The 17,440-nt window shown below is 68.8% G+C and carries 19 protein-coding genes and 1 pseudogene; 9 read left to right on the forward strand and 11 right to left on the reverse strand.

All coding sequences use genetic code 11. The features are described 5' to 3' along the window. Nucleotides 1-228 (forward strand): annotated as a pseudogene (locus BN976_RS34195) (hypothetical protein); the annotation flags it as partial. A gap of 67 nt (nt 229-295) precedes the next feature. Then, complete coding sequence (locus BN976_RS20185) at nt 296-529, forward strand: hypothetical protein (protein ID WP_036373346.1); 234 nt, start codon at nt 296-298, stop codon at nt 527-529. A gap of 79 nt (nt 530-608) precedes the next feature. On the opposite strand, the gene BN976_RS20190 is transcribed toward BN976_RS20185, so the two are convergent. After that, a complete protein-coding gene (locus BN976_RS20190) occupies nt 609-1,274 on the reverse strand; it encodes a hypothetical protein (protein WP_036373348.1) in 666 nt (221 codons plus the stop codon). Between the two features lie 178 nt (nt 1,275-1,452). Here BN976_RS20190 and BN976_RS20195 point away from each other — a divergent pair, with 178 nt between their 5' ends. Then, complete coding sequence (locus BN976_RS20195; RefSeq protein ID WP_036373350.1) at nt 1,453-1,839, forward strand: PaaI family thioesterase; 387 nt, start codon at nt 1,453-1,455, stop codon at nt 1,837-1,839. Here BN976_RS20195 and BN976_RS20200 read toward each other — a convergent pair. Further along, nucleotides 1,836-2,438 carry a TetR family transcriptional regulator gene (locus tag BN976_RS20200; protein WP_011779496.1) on the reverse strand — a complete coding sequence of 201 codons (603 nt, stop codon included), beginning with the start codon at nt 2,436-2,438 and terminating at the stop codon, nt 1,836-1,838. The two genes, BN976_RS20195 and BN976_RS20200, sit on opposite strands and share 4 nt — an antisense overlap. Before the next feature lie 18 nt (nt 2,439-2,456). On the opposite strand from BN976_RS20200, the gene BN976_RS20205 reads away from it, so the two are divergent. Together BN976_RS20205 and BN976_RS20210 are read left to right on the forward strand one after the other, a co-directional pair. Continuing rightward, entirely contained in the window at nt 2,457-3,545 is a 1,089-nt protein-coding gene (locus BN976_RS20205) for a DUF1214 domain-containing protein (RefSeq protein WP_109489633.1), read from the forward strand. Next, nucleotides 3,542-4,714: a sulfotransferase family protein gene (locus BN976_RS20210; RefSeq protein ID WP_036373352.1), complete on the forward strand. Its 1,173-nt coding sequence runs from the start codon at nt 3,542-3,544 to the stop codon at nt 4,712-4,714. The genes BN976_RS20205 and BN976_RS20210 overlap by 4 nt, the downstream gene beginning before the upstream one ends. On the opposite strand, the gene BN976_RS20215 is transcribed toward BN976_RS20210, so the two are convergent. The 7 genes from BN976_RS20215 to dxr form a co-directional block, all read right to left on the reverse strand. Next, entirely contained in the window at nt 4,707-5,342 is a 636-nt protein-coding gene (locus BN976_RS20215) for a DUF1707 SHOCT-like domain-containing protein (RefSeq protein ID WP_011779493.1), read from the reverse strand. The two genes, BN976_RS20210 and BN976_RS20215, sit on opposite strands and share 8 nt — an antisense overlap. A gap of 27 nt (nt 5,343-5,369) precedes the next feature. Beyond that, complete coding sequence (locus BN976_RS20220; RefSeq protein ID WP_036373354.1) at nt 5,370-7,184, reverse strand: penicillin-binding transpeptidase domain-containing protein; 1,815 nt, start codon at nt 7,182-7,184, stop codon at nt 5,370-5,372. A gap of 138 nt (nt 7,185-7,322) precedes the next feature. After that, on the reverse strand, nt 7,323-8,012 hold the full coding sequence (locus tag BN976_RS20225) for a GNAT family N-acetyltransferase (protein ID WP_036373356.1): 690 nt from the start codon (nt 8,010-8,012) through the stop codon (nt 7,323-7,325). Between the two features lie 26 nt (nt 8,013-8,038). Then, nucleotides 8,039-8,902, reverse strand: coding sequence for a GNAT family N-acetyltransferase (locus BN976_RS20230; protein WP_011779490.1), 864 nt, complete (start codon nt 8,900-8,902; stop codon nt 8,039-8,041). 57 nt (nt 8,903-8,959) lie between these two features. Continuing rightward, nucleotides 8,960-10,138, reverse strand: a complete 1,179-nt coding sequence (gene ispG / locus BN976_RS20235) for a flavodoxin-dependent (E)-4-hydroxy-3-methylbut-2-enyl-diphosphate synthase (RefSeq protein ID WP_036373358.1) — start codon at nt 10,136-10,138, stop codon at nt 8,960-8,962. An 11-nt stretch (nt 10,139-10,149) separates the two neighbouring features. Then, nucleotides 10,150-11,388 (reverse strand): M50 family metallopeptidase, encoded by a 1,239-nt coding sequence (locus BN976_RS20240; protein ID WP_011779488.1) that lies wholly within the window; start codon nt 11,386-11,388, stop codon nt 10,150-10,152. A gap of 25 nt (nt 11,389-11,413) precedes the next feature. After that, nucleotides 11,414-12,586, reverse strand: coding sequence for a 1-deoxy-D-xylulose-5-phosphate reductoisomerase (gene dxr / locus BN976_RS20245; RefSeq protein ID WP_051558519.1), 1,173 nt, complete (start codon nt 12,584-12,586; stop codon nt 11,414-11,416). A 158-nt stretch (nt 12,587-12,744) separates the two neighbouring features. Here dxr and BN976_RS20250 point away from each other — a divergent pair, with 158 nt between their 5' ends. The 3 genes from BN976_RS20250 (at nt 12,745) to BN976_RS20260 (ending at nt 15,508) form a co-directional block, all read left to right on the forward strand. Further along, entirely contained in the window at nt 12,745-13,428 is a 684-nt protein-coding gene (locus tag BN976_RS20250; RefSeq protein ID WP_011779486.1) for a fasciclin domain-containing protein, read from the forward strand. Nucleotides 13,429-13,454: 26 nt separating this feature from the next. After that, on the forward strand, nt 13,455-14,039 hold the full coding sequence (locus BN976_RS20255) for a fasciclin domain-containing protein (protein WP_036373361.1): 585 nt from the start codon (nt 13,455-13,457) through the stop codon (nt 14,037-14,039). A 131-nt stretch (nt 14,040-14,170) separates the two neighbouring features. Next, nucleotides 14,171-15,508: a cryptochrome/photolyase family protein gene (locus tag BN976_RS20260; protein ID WP_036374112.1), complete on the forward strand. Its 1,338-nt coding sequence runs from the start codon at nt 14,171-14,173 to the stop codon at nt 15,506-15,508. 16 nt (nt 15,509-15,524) lie between these two features. Here BN976_RS20260 and BN976_RS20265 read toward each other — a convergent pair whose 3' ends face one another. After that, nucleotides 15,525-16,361: a mycofactocin-coupled SDR family oxidoreductase gene (locus BN976_RS20265; protein WP_011779483.1), complete on the reverse strand. Its 837-nt coding sequence runs from the start codon at nt 16,359-16,361 to the stop codon at nt 15,525-15,527. A 113-nt stretch (nt 16,362-16,474) separates the two neighbouring features. On the opposite strand from BN976_RS20265, the gene BN976_RS20270 reads away from it, so the two are divergent. Then, on the forward strand, nt 16,475-16,729 hold the full coding sequence (locus BN976_RS20270; protein ID WP_036373363.1) for a DUF2631 domain-containing protein: 255 nt from the start codon (nt 16,475-16,477) through the stop codon (nt 16,727-16,729). Nucleotides 16,730-16,763: 34 nt separating this feature from the next. Here BN976_RS20270 and BN976_RS20275 read toward each other — a convergent pair whose 3' ends face one another. Then, complete coding sequence (locus tag BN976_RS20275; protein ID WP_235622096.1) at nt 16,764-17,348, reverse strand: hypothetical protein; 585 nt, start codon at nt 17,346-17,348, stop codon at nt 16,764-16,766. Between the last annotated feature and the right edge of the window lie 92 nt (nt 17,349-17,440).

Raw genomic sequence — 17,440 nt, forward strand, 5'->3', positions numbered from 1 at the left:
TCACCACGCACACCCGCGACCACACAGGTGGAGCCACTTCTAGCCGTCCACCCGGGGCCAAATCAGGCTGTCACAGCCAACAAAGAGGCCGACAAGGCTCCGTTGATCGCCAAGGGCAGCTATGGACAGCCGGTACTACATCCGGCGTTCGCCGGGGCGCAGACAGCGAGGTCGACGCTTGCGGCGCTTCTGGGCCGGCTCAACTTCGAGGCGGCAACCGATGAGTAGCGCAAGCCGGAAGACACGACGGCGTAACCGTCGCAACATCACCGACCCCGAGGCTCTGGCTGCCCGTATGCCTGACGAACTCCGCTCGTTCGACGGGTACGGCACCCCGGCGGATTTCCACCGCACAGCGGCACGGATCGCAGCGTGGTTGGACACCCAAGCGCCGGGACATGCCGCAGAGCTGGTCTATGGCGTGATGCAGGCAGCCGGCCTGTCGGCTACCAACTGGTATCGGGCCGTATTCGACCAACAAGCGACAGAGAACCGCAAGGCTCTGACGCGACCGGACGCGACCGCCTGAGACGTATCGCCCACGTTGACTACGTCATGGTCCGCAAGTGATGACAACGAGGAGAACGTCGACGTCGGCCCAAGCGTCGTCAAGCTCGAAAGTTCAGGAGAGATTTGCCCGTGGCCGAGATTGCTAGCTGCCCTTGCTCGATGAACGCAGCACGCTTGCCCTCCATCCGAAGTTGCGCCAGAGGGTACTTCTCTGCCGCCTCGTAAGTACTGCCGTCGTCCACGCGCTGCAGTGCTTCTCCCAGTCTGGCGAAGTACAGCTTCTGCTCGGCCACCGGGCTCTCTTGGTCTGGGGCCTCCTTCTTCAGCCTGGCCAAGACTTCTGCTTGTCTGGCTTTCAATCGAGTACGGGATGTCTGCGCATTGATCGCACAGGTAATGAAATCGTCCGTGGCTGTTTTGAGCTCACGACAGGCAACGGCCAGATCGACATCGCCCATCATCCGCAGTTGCTCGGTGATAGTTCTCATCCTCGCAGTGGGCGTGGGGGCAGACTCACGGTTGACATCGGGGGATTCGGCCGACTCCTGGCCGATCACCGACGCACAGAACGCCTCGGCATCTTGCACATTGGCGAGTGCTTCAGAAGTCAGCCTCAGAAGAGTGTCGCGCCGCCAGCCGTTCAACTCCCGCTTGTTGGCGCTTCTGAGCGTGAAGATAAGCGTGATCATGGCGGCGATGAACAACAGGATTGAACCGTAATCGACCCATGACGGTGGTCCGGCACCCTCGATATGGATCACCACTTAGCCATCGTGCACCTTGTCCTGCCGATCACCGAACGACGCGCGGAAGAGCCCGACGTCGAACCCAGTAGGTGGTTAACGCACAGTGCACGCGCTCCCCGACTCCAGAGAGCCGTAAGCTGGCTAGATGTGCGGAACCGGTTACCGTCAATGCCTAGTGATTTGGTAGCGTTCCGCCATGCAGGTCACCCCGGGCCACCTGTTCGCCCAGATGGATTTCCGCGACGTCGAGGACTCGGACGAACGGATGATCATCGAGCTCGACAACCGTCCCGATCTGGTGAACCGGCGCGGCGCCCTACAGGGTGGTCTGGTCGCCACCCTGATCGACATCGCGGCCGGCCGGCTGGCCGACCGGCACGTGGGCCCGGGCCAGGACGTCACCACGGCGGACATGACCATTCACTACCTGTCTCCGGTGCTGGACGGTCCGGCCCGGGCCGAGGCCACCGTCGTCCGCGCGGGCCGCAAGCTCTCTGTCATCGCCGTGGACGTCACCGACGTCTCCCGGGGCCGGCTCGCCGCGCGGGCGACCGTGAGCTTCGCGGTACTCGATCCGCGTTAGACGACCTCGATCGACGCCAGCGCGGCCCGCACCCGGTCGGGCAGTGAGCCGCCGTGGACCAGCCAGTCGTCCAGCGCGATCCGCACCGACGCCATGGCCAGCGCCCCGAGCAACCGCGGCCTGGGATCGTCGGGCGCCGGATCCGGACACCGAGGACCGAGAAGCTCGGCGATCGCCGACTCGTAGCGCAGATAGATCTGCAGCGTCCACGCGCTGAACACCGGTGACGACCGGGTCAGGGTGGCCAGCTCGCGCACCTGACCGCTGATCGCATCGAAGCCGTCGCCCAGGTCCTCGAAGGCCGCGGCCAGCGCCGCACCCGCGGGCAGATGCGGGGGTTGGGCGGCGATCGCGGCGGTGATGAGGTCCAGCCAGTGCGCCGTCATACCCTCGGCGACGGCGTCCTCTTTGGCGCTGAAGTACCGGAAGAACGTCGCCCGGCCCACCTCGGCGGCCGCGGCGATGCGCTCGACGGTCGCCGCGGCGAGGCCGTGGTCGATCACGGACTGCGCCGCCGCCGCCGCGATCCGGGCTTTCGTCGCGCGCTGCTTGCGCACCGTCAGACTCTCTCCCGAATCCACCCCTGAGACGACGTCCATGGTGAGACTATGTCTCACATGGATGCCGAGGGCAATCACGTGGCGGCGAGCCTGCAGTCGTGGCAGTTCGTCCAGCAGATGCTCGCCGACCTCACCACAACCGTCATCCAGGACGCGACCAGCGAACGGGAGTTGCTGGAAGGACTGGCCGTCATCGCCAAGACCACCGCACTGTGCGCCGAGATGACGGTCGAGGCCGATGCGCAGCGGCCGCGCTTCTTCGACATGTGCACCGAAACCAGGCTGATCGGCGGGCCGAATCCCGACGGCCGATACCTGCTTGCCATGATCCGCGGCGACCGCACCTACCGGGTCACCGGGAACCGGGGCAGCAGCGCCTATCTCGGATTCCAGGTGCTGGCGGGCACGGGCCTCACCCCCCGCCGCATGGCCTGCTACCTCGGTGACCGTGAACTGGTCTGCGAGGGCGGATCTTTCGACTTCCTGCTGTCCGCAACGCGCCCGGCACCCGAGACGCTGGGCAGCGCGCAGTGGCTGCAGATCCCCGACGACGCGTCCTCGATCGTGGTCCGCGAGTACATCGGCGACCGCGAGGCCGAGACCCCGGCGTCGATGTCCGTCGAATGCGTGGACGCCGATCCGCTGCAACCCATTTCAGACGAGGCACTGGCCGCGGCCTTCACCGCGATGGCGTGGACGATCGTGAAGCTCGCCACGCTGCACCGGACCGTCAAGCCCGAACTGCTCAGCGCGCCCAACGTGCTGGTGACCGCAGAGGCTGCCGAATTGGGCAGCGCCGAGACCACCCCCGACAACCTCTACATGATCGGGTCGTTCGCGCTGGAGGCCGACGAGACGCTGCTCCTCGAGTTCACCCCTCCCGACACCCGGTACTGGAACGTCACACTGGAGAACGTCTGGCACGAGTGCCTGGAGCCGAGGCACCGGCACAGCTCGGTGACCAACAGGGGCGTCCGGCCGGACCCGGCCGGCGTCGTGCGGATTGCGGTTTCCGGCAAGGATTTCGGGCACGGTCACTGGCTCGACACCGGCGGCCGTCACCGTGGGTTCGTGGTGGTGCGCTGGCTGGACAACCCCGCGGCGCCGGTGGTGCGCAGCACGGTCCGGCGCGGGGCCGGCTCATGACCGCCGACCGGTTCGACCCGGACCGCCTCGTGGAGCAGGCCTGCGCGGCCGCCGGTCTGGATGACTTCGGCGACGACGGCAGCTGGCGCGACGGCCTGCATCGGTTGTGCGACGGCCTGGTCGCCGACGCCCGGCTGAACGACCTCGGGGTCGAGATCGCCGCCATGGACATCCACCGTGCGCTGACCAGCAGGCTGGCGATCGTCGACTGGCGGGCGCGCCATCCGGCGATCGGCGCGGCGCCGGTGCCGCGGCCCATCTTCATCGTGGGTCAACCCAGGACCGGCACGACCATCCTGTTCGATCTGCTGGCCCAGGATCCGGCGTTGCGCCCGCCGCTGACGTGGGAGGTCGACAACCCCTTCCCCCCGCCTGAACCCGAGACCTACGACACCGATCCCCGAATCGCGCAGACGCAGGCCAACATCGAGATGTCGGAGCAGATCGTGCCCGGCCTGCTGGCACACCATCCGATGGGCGCACTGGTCGGGCAGGAGTGCGTACGCATCACCGCGGGCCAGTTCACCAGCATGATCTTCCCGACGCAGTACCGGCTGCCCGACTACTACCGCTGGCTTCTGTACGACGCCGATCACGGTCCGGCCTACCGCTACCACCGGATGTTCCTGCAGCACCTGCAGTCCGGCGTCGGGGGCCGATGGCTGCTGAAGTCACCGGCACACCTCTGGCAGCTCGACGCACTGGTGGCCGAGTATCCCGAGGCGCTGATCGTGCAGACGCACCGCGATCCGCTCAACGTCATCTCGTCGATCAGTGCTCTGCTGCACCATCTGCGCCGGCTGGCGTCCGACGAATCCTCCATCCCCGACTGCGCGGCGCAGTCCCGCGAGCAGATCATCGTGGGCCTCCAGCGCGCCATGGCGTTGCGGGACTCCGGGGCGCTGGCCGCCCACCAGGTGGTCGATGTGCATTTCGCCGATTTCATGCGCGACCCGTTCGAGACGCTCCGCACGCTCTACCGGCGCCTGGGCCGCGAACTGGACCCGGTCACCGAGCAGCGGATGCGCGCCCATCTCGCCGCACATCCGGGTGACCACGGCGGGGGCAGATACCGGTGGGCCGATACCGGCCTGGACGCCGCAGAGGTGCGCGATCAGGTCAGGGCCTATCAGCAGCGCTACGACGTTCCCGACGAACCGCTCAGGTAGTGCGCAGCGGGCCCAGCCGCCACGACTTACGTGGGCCGCGGATGTCGACCGAACCGCACACCACCTTGCCGGTGAGGATCACGTGCGGGTTGCCCTCGGCGGGGGCGTCCTTGCGGTGGTCGTGGGCGCTGCCGACGTTGACCTCGACGTCGTCGATGGACGCGCTGGCCCCGTCCGGCAGCCGCAGCTCCAGGCCGCCGAACTTCATGTCGAGCTCGATGACCACGATCGGTCCCGCGAACCGCGCCCGCGTCAGATCGAGGTCCACCGACCCCATCCGCCGGTGCAGCGCCAGCCGGGACGGCACCACCCACTCCCCCTGCCTCTTGAGCGAGCCCAGCACACCGCGCAGCTCGACCCGGTCGGCGGCCGAGGTCACGATCGCGCCGGGACCCGGCAGGTCGCCGACGAGGGAATCGAGTTCCGAGCGCATCCTGGCCTGCGACACCGCCGCCGAGCGCTCCTCGAACTCACCGATGTCGATCAGGCCGAGAGCGACGGCGTTGTGCAGCCGGCGCAGCGTGCCGTTGCGGTCGGCGTCGGAAATCCGCATCTCGACCGCCCCGGGAGCGTGCAGAGCCTCCGCGTCGGCGAGGCGGCGGGTCCGGCTGTGGTTGACGTCGGTCATGGCGCCTTCCACGGTACCGCCGCCGGGTCAGGCCAGATAGTCCGGCGGCAGGGAGTCGAGCATGCCCTTGAGCATCCTTACCGCGTACTCCGAACTTCCGCCGCCGACGATCAGCGCCGAGAACGCCATGTCGCCGCGGTAGCCGGTGAACCACGAGTGTGAGCCGCCGGCGAACTCGGCCTCCCCGGTCTTGCCGCGCACGTCGCCGGCGCCCTGCAGGTCCTCGGCCGTGCCGTTGGTGACCACGAGGCGCATCATCGGGCGCAGGCTTTCCACCACCTCTTGCGAGATCTGCTGCTGCTCGCCGGTGACCCGGGTGTCGCGCCCCTCGATCAGGCGCGGCACCGGGGTGCGGCCCGCCGCGACCGTCGCCGCGGCCAACGCCATGCCGAACGGGCTGGCCAGCACCTTGCCCTGGCCGAAGCCGTCCTCGGTGCGCTCGGTGAGGTTGACGGTCGGCGGCACCGAGCCGCTGACCGTGGACAGTCCGGGAATGTCGTAGTCGGGTCCGATGCCGTACTGCGAGGCGGCCTGGGTCAGACCGCGGGGCGGCATCCTGCTGGCCAGTTCGGCGAAGGTGGTGTTGCACGAACTCGCGAACGCCCGCGACATCGGGACGGTGCCCAGGTCGAAACCGCCGTAATTGGGCACGGTGCGGTGCCCGATGTCCATGCTGCCGGGACAGCCGAGAAGGGTGTTGGGCGTAGCCATCTGGCGTTCGATCGCCGCGCCGGCGGTCACGATCTTGAACGTCGAGCCGGGCGGGAACAGCCCCATGGTGGCCAGCGGGCCCTCCCGGTCGGCGGCCGAATTCTGCGCCACGGCCAGGATCTCGCCGGTGGAGGGCTTGATGACGACGATCATCGCCTGTTTGTCGGTGATGTCGACCGCGTTCTGCGCCGCGTTCTGTACCGCGCGGTCCAGGCTGATGCTCACCGACGGCGCGGGCTGGCCGGGCACTTCGTTGAGGACGTCGACGTCGACGCCGTTCTGGTTGACCGTGACGACGCGCCAGCCGGGGTCTCCGTCGAGGTCGTCGGCGACCGTCTTCTCGATCTCGTTGACCACCGCGGGCGCGAAAGTGTCGTCGGTGGGCACCATTTCGGGCTGCGGCGTGATCACCACACCGGGCACCGGGGCGAGAGCGGCGACCACGGCATCGTGGTCGGCCTGGCGCAGGGTGATCAGGCTCAGCGGTCCCTTCGTCGAGCTGGCCTGCTCGGCGAGGCGCTGCGGGTCGAGGGTGTTGTCGAAGCGGTGCAGGACCCCGGCGACGGTGCGGGCGGTGGGCATCAGCTCGGCGCCGGCGGCCTGCGCGTCGAGGGCGAAGTGGTACCGGTAGCCGGGCACCAGCACGTTGGTGCCGGTGCGTTCGTGCACCGAGGCCCGCGGCGGCGGGTCGGCCCGCAGCGCGAAGGTCTGGTTCTCCCCCAGCCGCGGATGCAGGCCGGTGGCGCTCCAGCGCACCTCCCAGCGACCCTCGTCGCGCACCAGGTTCAGCTGTCCGTCGTAGGTCCAGGTGCGGTTCTTGGGCAGGTGCCAGGTGTAGCGGTAGGTCACGCTGCCGGTGTCCTCGGCGTATTTGGAGCTCAGGATCTGGGCGTCCAGACCGGTGGCCTGCAGTCCCGCCCACGCCTCGTTCAGCGCGGCCCTGGCCTCTTCGGGGTCGTCGGCGAGCTGCGAGGCGGCCCCGGTGTCACCGGTGGCCAGCGCCGAGAAGAACTCCTCGGCGGTGGGTTCGGGTCCGTTGGGCCGCGGCGTGCAGGCCCCGAGCGTCACGACCAGAGCGGCCACGGTCGCCAACCCGGTCGTGCGTGTTGCGATTGTGAACAGTGTTGCCATTGAGGCAAATGTTAAGAAGTAACGATCCGATTTCGGCGCAGGCGCACCGAGCCCTTCGCGCCGAAATTGCATTCCGGCAGGCCCGCACTCGCAAAAGCTCTGCTGGAATGCAATTTCGGCGCAAAGGGAAAGGCGGGATCAGGCGCCGGCGGCGGGTGCCCGCACCACCAACGGCACCGCCGGGAAGTACGCGGCCATCTCCGACCGTGACGCGCGCAGTGCCGCGGTGCCATAACCCTGCTTGCGGTGACTGGGGTGGATCCAGATGCGCACACCGACCTCGCCGTCGGCGAGGTCACCGAACACCATCCCGACCTTCGCGGACCCGACCTCGGCCACCAGCCAGGCGGCTTCCTCGGCCGCCACCCGCGCCACCGCGGCCGCGATCTCGTCGCCGAGGTCGCCCGCCGGCGCCGCGGTGCCGTCACCGGCCGAGCGCATGTCCTCGGTGCGGGCGGCGAAGATGTCGCGGTCCTGGTCGGCGGCGAACGGGCGCAGCAGCAGCCGGCGCGCCGACCCCGGCGTCTGCTCGGGCGGGGTGTAGTTCTGCGCCCGGCTGTTGAGGTCCTCCAGTTCGGCGGCGATCCTGCGCCGTGACACCTTGGTGAGCCGGTCGAACGACAACCGCAGCACAGCTTCGGCGGCTTCGGCCGAGGTGTCGAGCAGATCGGCCAGCGAGTCGATCGCGGCGTCGTAGTCGTCGGAGGCGACGACGGCGTCGAGCACCTCGTGTCGGCGCTCCAAAGCGTGAACGAGTGCAGCAGCCATCTCGCGGCTCGCCGCGGTAGCCATCTCGCGGCTCGCAGCCGTCGCGTCCGGGTCGGTCATGTCGCCAGAGTAGGCGGCCGGGCGGATCAGTCGAGCAGCACCGTCGCGAACGACGCGATCTCGGTGAAGCCGATGCGCGCGTAGGTCGCACGCGCGACGGTGTTGAAGCTGTTGACGTACAGGCTGGCGATGCGGCCGCCTGCGACGATCGCCGCGGCGACGGCGGCGGTGCCCGCGGTCCCGATGCCCCGGCCGCGCTGGTCCGGATGCACCCACACGCCCTGGATCTGCCCCACCGCGGGTGACTGCGAACCGACCTCGGCCTTGAACACCACCTCGCCGCGGTCGAACCGCGCCCATGCCCTACCGGCGGCGATCAGCCCGGCGACCCGACGTCGGTAGCCGCGGCCGCCATCACCGATGCGCGGGTCGATGCCGACCTCGCCGATGAACATGTCGATCGCGGCGACCAGGTACGCGTCGAGCTCCTCGATACGCACCTGTCGCACTGCCGGATCGATCGCGGACAGCGGCGTGGTGCTGAGCGCCATCAACGGCTGGTGGGCACGCACGTCGCGGGCCGGTCCCCACACGGGCTCGAGCCGTTGCCACATCGGCAGCACCAACTCGGCGCGGCCGACCAGGGAGGAGCACCGGCGCGCGCTGCTCATCGCCTTGTCCGCAAACGCGTTCAGGTCACCGGCACCGCCCCGCAGCGGAATGAGATTGGCACCGGCGAAGCACAGGGATTCGGTGGCGCGCCTGCGGGTCCAGAGTTCACCGCCGATCGCCGACGGGTCGATGCCGTGCTCGGCCACCCGGGAGGCGACCATGCAGGCGGCCACCGGGTCGTCGTCGAGGACCTGCCGGACGGCGACCATGTCGCGGATGTCGCGCACCACCGACACCCTGCGCTCATCGACCAGCCGGAAAAGCGGAGGAGCCGACATCTGGACTCTTTCTGAAACTGACCCTGACCAGGAGACCCCACCCCCTGGGGCCCTGTCTCAGCTTACGGTCACAATAGGCGAACCGGTGGCACCTTCAGAACCCTGTGCGTCGCCCGGCGCTTCACCCATCTCGCCGGCCAGCCGCAGCGCCTCCTCGATCAGGGTCTCGACGATCTGTGCCTCGGGGACGGTCTTGATGACCTCACCCTTGACGAAGATCTGCCCCTTGCCGTTTCCGGAGGCCACCCCGAGGTCGGCCTCGCGGGCCTCACCGGGTCCGTTGACCACGCAGCCCATCACCGCGACCCGCAGCGGCACCTCCATGCCTTCCAGCCCGGCGGTCACTTCGTTGGCCAACGTGTAGACGTCGACCTGGGCGCGTCCGCACGACGGGCAGGACACGATCTCCAGGCCCCGCGGCCGCAGGTTCAGCGACTCGAGGATCTGGTTGCCCACCTTCACCTCTTCGGCGGGCGGAGCCGACAGCGACACCCGGATGGTGTCGCCGATGCCCTTGGACAGCAGCGCACCGAACGCGACAGCCGACTTGATGGTGCCCTGGAAGGCCGGTCCGGCCTCGGTGACGCCGAGGTGCAGCGGGTAGTCGCACTGCGCGGCGAGCTGTTCGTAGGCGGCGACCATGACGACGGGGTCGTTGTGCTTGACGCTGATCTTGATGTTGCCGAAGCCGTGTTCCTCGAACAGCGAGGCCTCCCACAGCGCCGACTCGACGAGCGCCTCGGGGGTGGCCTTGCCGTACTTCTCCAGGAACCGCTTGTCGAGGGATCCGGCGTTGACCCCGATGCGGATCGGGATGCCCGCGTCGCCTGCGGCCTTGGCGACCTCGGCGACCCGGCCGTCGAACTCCTTGATGTTGCCCGGGTTCACCCGCACCGCGGCGCATCCGGCGTCGATGGCCGCGAAGATGTATTTGGGCTGGAAGTGGATGTCGGCGATCACCGGAATCTTGGACTTCTTCGCGATGATGGGCAGCGCGTCGGCGTCCTCCTGCCGCGGGCATGCCACCCGGACGATGTCGCAGCCGGACGCGGTCAGCTCGGCGATCTGCTGCAGCGTCGCGTTGATGTCGTGGGTCTTGGTGGTGCACATCGACTGCACGGAGATGGGGTGGTCGCTGCCGACCCCGACGTCGCGCACCATGAGCTGACGGGTATTGCGGCGGGGAGCCAGGACGGGCGCAGGTGGCGCCGGGATCCCCAGGCCGATCGAGGTCATGAAGGTATCTCCTACTGGAACAACGTGATCGGGTTGATCACGTCGGCTGTCACGGTAAGCAGCGTGAAGCCCACCATCACGATGATCACCACGTAGGTGACGGGCATCAGCTTGAGGTAGTTGACGGGTCCCGCGGCCACTTTGCCGCGCGCCTCACGGAGCTTGTTGCGGAGCTTCTCGTACAGCGCGATCGAGATGTGCCCGCCGTCGAGCGGCAGCAGCGGGATCAGGTTGACCGCGCCGAGCACGAAGTTCAATTGCGCCAGGAAGAACCAGAACGCCACCCAGATCCCGTGTTCGACGGTCTCACCGCCGATCCGGGAGGCGCCGACGACGCTGATCGGCGTCTCGGGGTCGCGTTCGCCGCCGGTGATCGAATGCACGAGCGCCCCGATCTTGGTCGGGATCTTCACGATGGCCTTGCCGAGTGCGACGGCGAGGTCCTTGGTGAAGACGAACGTGCCGGGCACCGCGGTGAGGGGGTTGTACTGGGTCGGACCGAACTGGGCGGCCGTCACCCCGATGCTGCCCACGTCGACGGGCACCGCGGGGCCGCCGTTCTCGCCGGCGACGTAGCGCTGGCTCGGGGTGACGTCGACGGTGGTGGTGAACTCGCGGGGCTCACCGTTCTCGTCGCGTTGCACGGTCAGTGTGGTCGGCCCGTTCTGCCGGCGCACGGCCTCGACGAGGGCGTCGAACGTCGGAACCTCGGTGTCGCCGACCTTGACGATGACGTCGCCGGCCTGGATGCCTGCCGCGGCCGCCGGGCTGTTCGCGACGCAGTCCCCCAATTCACCTTGGGAGACTTCGGATTTGATGCACGAGGTCTCGCCGACCACCGCGGTGGTGGGCGCGGTGATGTTCGGCAGACCCCAGATGAGCGCGATCGCGTAGATCAGCACCAGGCCGATGACGAAGTTCATCGCGGGCCCGGCGAACAGGACGGCGACGCGTTTCCACGTCTTCTGCTTGTACATCGCGTAGGGCCGGTCCTCGGGGTCGAGTTCCTCGACCGCCGTCATACCGGCGATGTCACAGAACCCGCCCAGCGGTATCGCCTTGACCCCGTACTCGGTCTGGCCCAGCTTGTTGGGACGCCACGTCGACCACAGGGTCGGGCCGAACCCGACGAAGTACCGACGCACCTTCATGCCGGTGGCGCGCGCCACCCACATGTGCCCGCACTCGTGCAGCGCGACGGACACCAGGATTGCGAGCGCAAACAGCGTCACGCCGAGCACGTACATCATCCGGCGGCCAGTCCTTTACTGTCGGTCATCGTCTGCTACCTGCAGGTTCCTGCTCGACGGCGCGACGGGCCCTGTCACGGGCCCAGTCCTGCGCGTCGAGTACGTCATCCACGGTAGCTGGTTCGGCCGCCCACTGGTCGGCAGCGCGCAGCACACGGGCGACGGTGCGCACGATCGCCGGGAACCGGATCCGGCCGTTGAGGAAGGCCTCCGCTGCTTCCTCGTTGGCGGCGTTGTAGACCGCGGTCAGGCAGCCGCCGCCGCGGCCGGCCTCGCGGGCCAGGGCCACGGCGGGGAAGACCTCGTCGTCCAGTGGCTCGAACTCCCACCGTGAGGCCGTGGTGAAGTCGCAGGCCGGCGCGGCTCCGGGAACCCGGGACGGCCAGCCGAGCGCCAGCGCGATCGGCAGCTTCATGTCCGGCGGGCTGGCCTGCGCAAGCGTGGAGCCGTCGGTGAACGTCACCATCGAGTGCACGATCGACTGCGGGTGCACCACCACGTCGATGCGGTCGTAATCGACCCCGAACAGCAGATGCGTCTCGATCAGCTCCAGCCCCTTGTTCACCAGCGAAGCCGAGTTCAGCGTGTTCATCGGTCCCATCGACCAGGTGGGGTGCGCGGCCGCCTGCTCAGGGGTGACGTCCTCGAGGCGGTCGGCGGTCCAGCCACGGAACGGGCCGCCCGATGCGGTGAGAACCAGTTTGGCGACCTCGTCGCCGGTGCCGCCGCGCAGGCACTGCGCCAGCGCGGAGTGTTCGGAGTCCACCGGCACGATCTGGCCGGGCGCGGCCGCCTTCTGCACCAACGGGCCACCGGCGACCAGCGACTCCTTGTTGGCCAGCGCCAAGCGCGCGCCGGTGGCCAGCGCCGCCAGGGTCGGTTTGAGACCCAGCGCACCGACCAGCGCGTTGAGCACGACGTCCGCCTCGGTGTTCTCGACGAGCCGGGTGGCCGCGTCCGGCCCCGAGTAGGTGACGCCGCCGACCGCCGTCGCGGCGGCCTCGTCGGCGACCGCGATGTTCGTCACGCCGGTCTCGGCGCGCTGCCTGGCCAGCAGGTCGGTGTTGCCGCCGCCTGCAGCCAGCCCGACGACCTGGAAGCGGTCGGGGTTGGCGGCGATCACGTCGAGCGCCTGGGTCCCGATGGACCCCGTGCTGCCGAGGATGACCACACGCAGCGGTGCGCCTGTTTCGCTCACCGACCCATTGTGCCGGTCACCCGTCGTCGATCTCCAAGTGTGACGCGAATGTGACGTCGGCCGCCCAGACCCATCCGCCGGCGGCGCAGCTCGGAATCACCGGTGTGCCAACTCAGTGCGGGCAACGGAGCCCCGCGCTAGACGGAAGGGATCAGGAAATGATGACAACTCGCCGGAAGACAGCCGCGGTAGCGGGAATCGCTGCGGTCGCCATCTTCGGTGCCGCCTGCTCGAGCGAGGGGGCCGACAGCACCGCCTCCTCGGCCACCACCACGTCCGAGTCGGCCATGGAGTCCGCGACCACCGCGATGACGACGTCCTCGGCGGCGCCGTCGGCAGACCCCGCCGCCAACCTCATCGGCTCGGGCTGCGCCGCCTACGCCGAACAGGTCCCGGACGGGCCCGGTTCGGTGGCCGGGATGGCCGCCGATCCGGTGACGGTGGCCGCGTCGAACAACCCGATGCTCAAGACGCTGACCCAGGCGCTGTCGGGCCAGCTGAACCCCGGTGTGAATCTCGTAGACACGCTCAACGGGGGCGAGTTCACCGTCTTCGCGCCGACCGACGACGCATTCGCCAAGATCGACCCGGCCACCATCGAGACGCTCAAGACCGACTCCGATCTGCTGACCAGCATCCTCACCTATCACGTCGTTCCCGGTCAGGCCGCGCCCGACCAGGTCGCCGGTGAACACGCCACGGTGCAGGGCGCGACCGTCACCGTCACCGGCGCGGGCAACGACCTCAAGGTCAACGAGGCCGGGCTGGTGTGCGGTGGCGTGAAGACCGCGAACGCCACCGTCTACATGATCGACACCGTCCTGATGCCTCCGGCCAATTGATCACTCCCCGAAAGGAATTCACGAACATGACCGTCACCATGAAATCTCTCGTCGGCGCCGGCTTCGCGGTGACTGCCGCCGTCGGCCTGTCGTTCGGCACCGCTGGGACTGCCTGGGCCGGGCCCGTCGGACCGGGATGCGCGGCCTACGTGCAGCAGGTCCCCGAGGGGCCGGGCTCGGTCCAGGGCATGGCGGCCTCGCCGGTGGCGACCGCGGCGGCCGACAATCCGTTGCTGACCACGCTCACCAAGGCCGTCTCCGGCCAACTCAACCCGCACGTGAACCTCGTCGACACGCTCAACGGCGGCGAGTTCACCGTCTTCGCGCCGACCGACGCGGCGTTCGCCAAGATCGACCCGGCGACGATCGAGACGCTCAAGACCGACTCCGATCTGCTGACGAACATCCTCACCTATCACGTGGTTCCGGGTCAGGCCGCGCCCGAGCAGGTGGTGGGTGAGCACGTCACGGTGCAGGGCGGCACCGTCAACGTCACCGGCGCAGGCAACGACCTGAAGGTCAATGACGCGTCAGTGGTGTGTGGTGGCGTGCAGACGGCCAACGCGACGGTCTATCTGATCGACACGGTGTTGATGCCTCCGGCCGCGTAAGCGCAGCCGCACGAACAGAGGATCCCCCGCACCCCGGCGACCTGTGCGGGGGATCCTCGCGCCTGCTGACCTTTTCGTCACTTTCACCGACACCGGTTTCTCCTCACAGAATGCGGGGCAGCATCAGGGACATGCCCGCTGTGTTGTGGTTTCGCCGCGATCTGCGGCTCGCCGACCTGCCTGCCCTGCTGGCCGCCTCCGAAGGCGACGGCGAGGTCTTGGCCTGCTATGTGCTCGACCCCCGGTTGAAGTCCTCGTCGGGGCCGCGGCGGTTGCAGTACCTCTACGACGCGCTCCGCGACCTCCGCGACAACCTCGACGGCCGACTACTGGTCACCCACGGCCACCCGGTGCAGCGGATCCCGTTGCTGGCCAAGGCCGTCGGAGCCACCTCGGTGCACGTGTCCGAGGACTTCACGCCGTTCGGCCGCCGTCGCGACGACCAGGTGCGCGACGCACTCGGCGACGTCGAGCTGGTCGCGACCGGCTCGCCGTACCTGGTCTCCCCCGGCCGGGTGACCAAGGCCGACGGCACCCCCTACAAGGTGTTCACGCCGTTCTTCGCTGCCTGGCGTACGCACGGTTGGCGCCCTCCGGCCGGATCGGGGCCGGCCTCGGCGCGCTGGATCGACCCCGACGACGTGACAGGCGGCCCCGCCGCCGCGGACATCCCCGACACCGGCCTGCAGCTCGAGCTGCCCGCCGGAGAGACGGCGGCACTGCGGGCCTGGACGCGGTTCACCCGCGACGGGCTGGCCGACTACGACGAGGACCGCAACCGCCCGGACCTGGCGGCGACCAGCCGGATGTCGGCGCATCTGAAGTTCGGCGCCATCCATCCGCGCACCATGGCCGCGGACCTGGGGCGCGGCGAGGGCGCCCAGGCCTATCTGCGGGAGCTGGCCTTCCGGGATTTCTACGCCTCGGTGCTGGCTGGGTGGCCCGACAGTGCGTGGTGGAACTGGAACACGGCCTTCGACGCGATCGAGGTCGACGACGACGGTGACGCTCAGAAGTACTTCGCGGCGTGGAAGCAGGGCAGGACCGGCTTCCCGATCGTCGACGCCGGGATGCGGCAGCTGGCCGAGACCGGCTTCATGCACAACCGGGTGCGGATGATCACGGCGTCGTTCCTGGTCAAGGATCTGCACCTGCCGTGGCAGTGGGGCGCGCGCTGGTTCCTCGAGCAGCTCGTCGACGGCGACATCGCCAACAACCAGCACGGGTGGCAGTGGGCGGCGGGCTGCGGCACCGACGCCGCCCCGTACTTCCGGGTGTTCAACCCGAGCACCCAGGGCAAGAAGTTCGATCCGTCGGGTGACTACGTGCGGCGCTGGGTGCCGGAACTGGCCGACGTCGACGACGTGCACAAGCTCGACGGGGACCGTCCCGACGGATACCCCGAGCCCATCGTCGACCACGGGCAGGAGCGGGCCGAGGCGTTGCGCCGGTACCGCGCGATCGGCTGACTACTTCAGCGTCTGGCTACTTCAGCGTCTGGCCGGCGTCAAGCGGCAGCGTCGCCCCGGTCAGGTAGCGGCCCGAGGGCCCGCACAGATACACCATCGCGTCGCTGACGGCCTCGGGCTCCATCATCGGCAACCGCAGCAGCGGCTGTTGCGCGGCGCTGAACGACGGGTGCTCGCCGGACCAGTCGGCCATCGCCTGGTTGAGCACCATCGGGGTGGCCACACCGCCGGGATGCACGGAGTTGACCCGGATGTTCTTCTCGGCCAGCGAGCGGGCGAAGTGCCGCATCACCCCGATGACGCCGTGCTTGGCCGCGGTGTAGCCGGCCGCGCCGTGGCTCATCGTGCCGAACTCCGTACTGACCGACGTGAATCCCGCGGCGGAGCTGGTGATGACGATCGCGCCGCCGTCGGGGTTGCGCAGCAGCGCGGGCAGGGCGGCCTCGATGGTGAAGTACACGCCGTTGAGCATCACCGCGATCGCGTCGGTGAAGGCGGTGATGTCGAGCCCCTGCGGTCCGGCCGCAGGCAGGATGCCTGCGTTGGCCAGGACGAAGTCGAGGCGGCCGAACTCCGCGACACCCCGGGCCACCACCTCGGCCAGCCGGTCCCGGTCACGGACGTCTCCGCGCTCGGCCACGATGCGCCGGCCCGTCTTCTCGACCAGCCGCACGGTCTCGTCGAGGTCTTCGGGAGTGGCCATCGGGTACGCGACGCTGTCGATCTGGGCGCACAGGTCGAACGCGATGACGTCGGCGCCCTCCTCGGCGAACCGGACGGCGTGTGCGCGGCCCTGGCCGCGGGCGGCGCCGGTCACGAAAACGACCTTGTCCTGCAGGACCTGAGATGCCATGACGGGCCAGCCTACTGGGCTCACCCAGGTCTACGGCGGCGCGTAGTAGCCCTGTGTCAGAATGACCCCGGGATATCACCGCAGGATCTGTCTGCCGACCGTGAGGAGCAGCCGTGGCAAGCACCGAGGTGGAACGACACACTGGTGTCGACGTCGAGGACGTGCCGTCCGCGGAGTGGGGCTGGTCGACGGAGAACTACCGCTTCTACCAGATCGGTGGCCTGCTGGCGGCGGGCTTCCTGCTGCTCATGACCCACGGCAATCACACCGGTCACGTCGAGGACTGGTTCATGATCGGCTTCGCGGCCGTATTGGTCGGCTTCGTGGCGCGCAGCTTCTACGTCCGCCGCAACCGCGACACCCGGTAAGCGATTTCGGCGTGACGGGTAGCGGCTACCGAAATCACTGATAGGGAACCAGGTCGGCGCCGTCGGTGGGATACCAGAGCGCCGCGCTGACGAACTCCTCGACGGCCAGATCGGGTGTCGGCTGCCCGGTGGCCTCCAACGCCCGCGCCTTGAACGCCCGGGCGGCCGCGCTGAGCCGGTGCCGCACCCGGCCGAAGCGTCCGTCCGACCCGAACAGGGCCGACCCGCCCCACACGGTGATCTCGGCCCGCGCGGCGTCGACCAGGCGCAACACGTCCTCACGTAGCTGCTCGTCGCCGCTGAGCACACGCGCGTCGACCGCGATCGCCGCCGCAGAATCCAGACCCGGCTCCCCGGTGGCGGACTCCCCCGCGTCGACACCGACTCCGAGGATGGTCAGCGCGCGCACATCGTGGCCGGGCGGGACCAGCACCGTGACCTTCCAGCCGGCGCGCACCCTGTCACAGAGCCAACCGCCGGCAGCGGCGACCACCCCGCCGACATCGGCGGCGACCACGCGCAGGTCGTAGGTGTGCAGGGTTTCACCGGAAATCCGGACTCCGGATCCCTTGCGGTCGAAGTGCGCGAGGTCGTCGACCCCGAACATACGAGCTGTCACCGTCTGCCTCCCTCGTCGGCACGCCTTGCGTCGCACCCCAGACAGCGTGACACTTACTAACCGATCTGTAAAGTGTCGATCGGGTTTCAGAA

This window comes from Mycolicibacterium austroafricanum (assembly GCF_000612725.1).
GTDB lineage: Bacteria > Actinomycetota > Actinomycetes > Mycobacteriales > Mycobacteriaceae > Mycobacterium > Mycobacterium austroafricanum.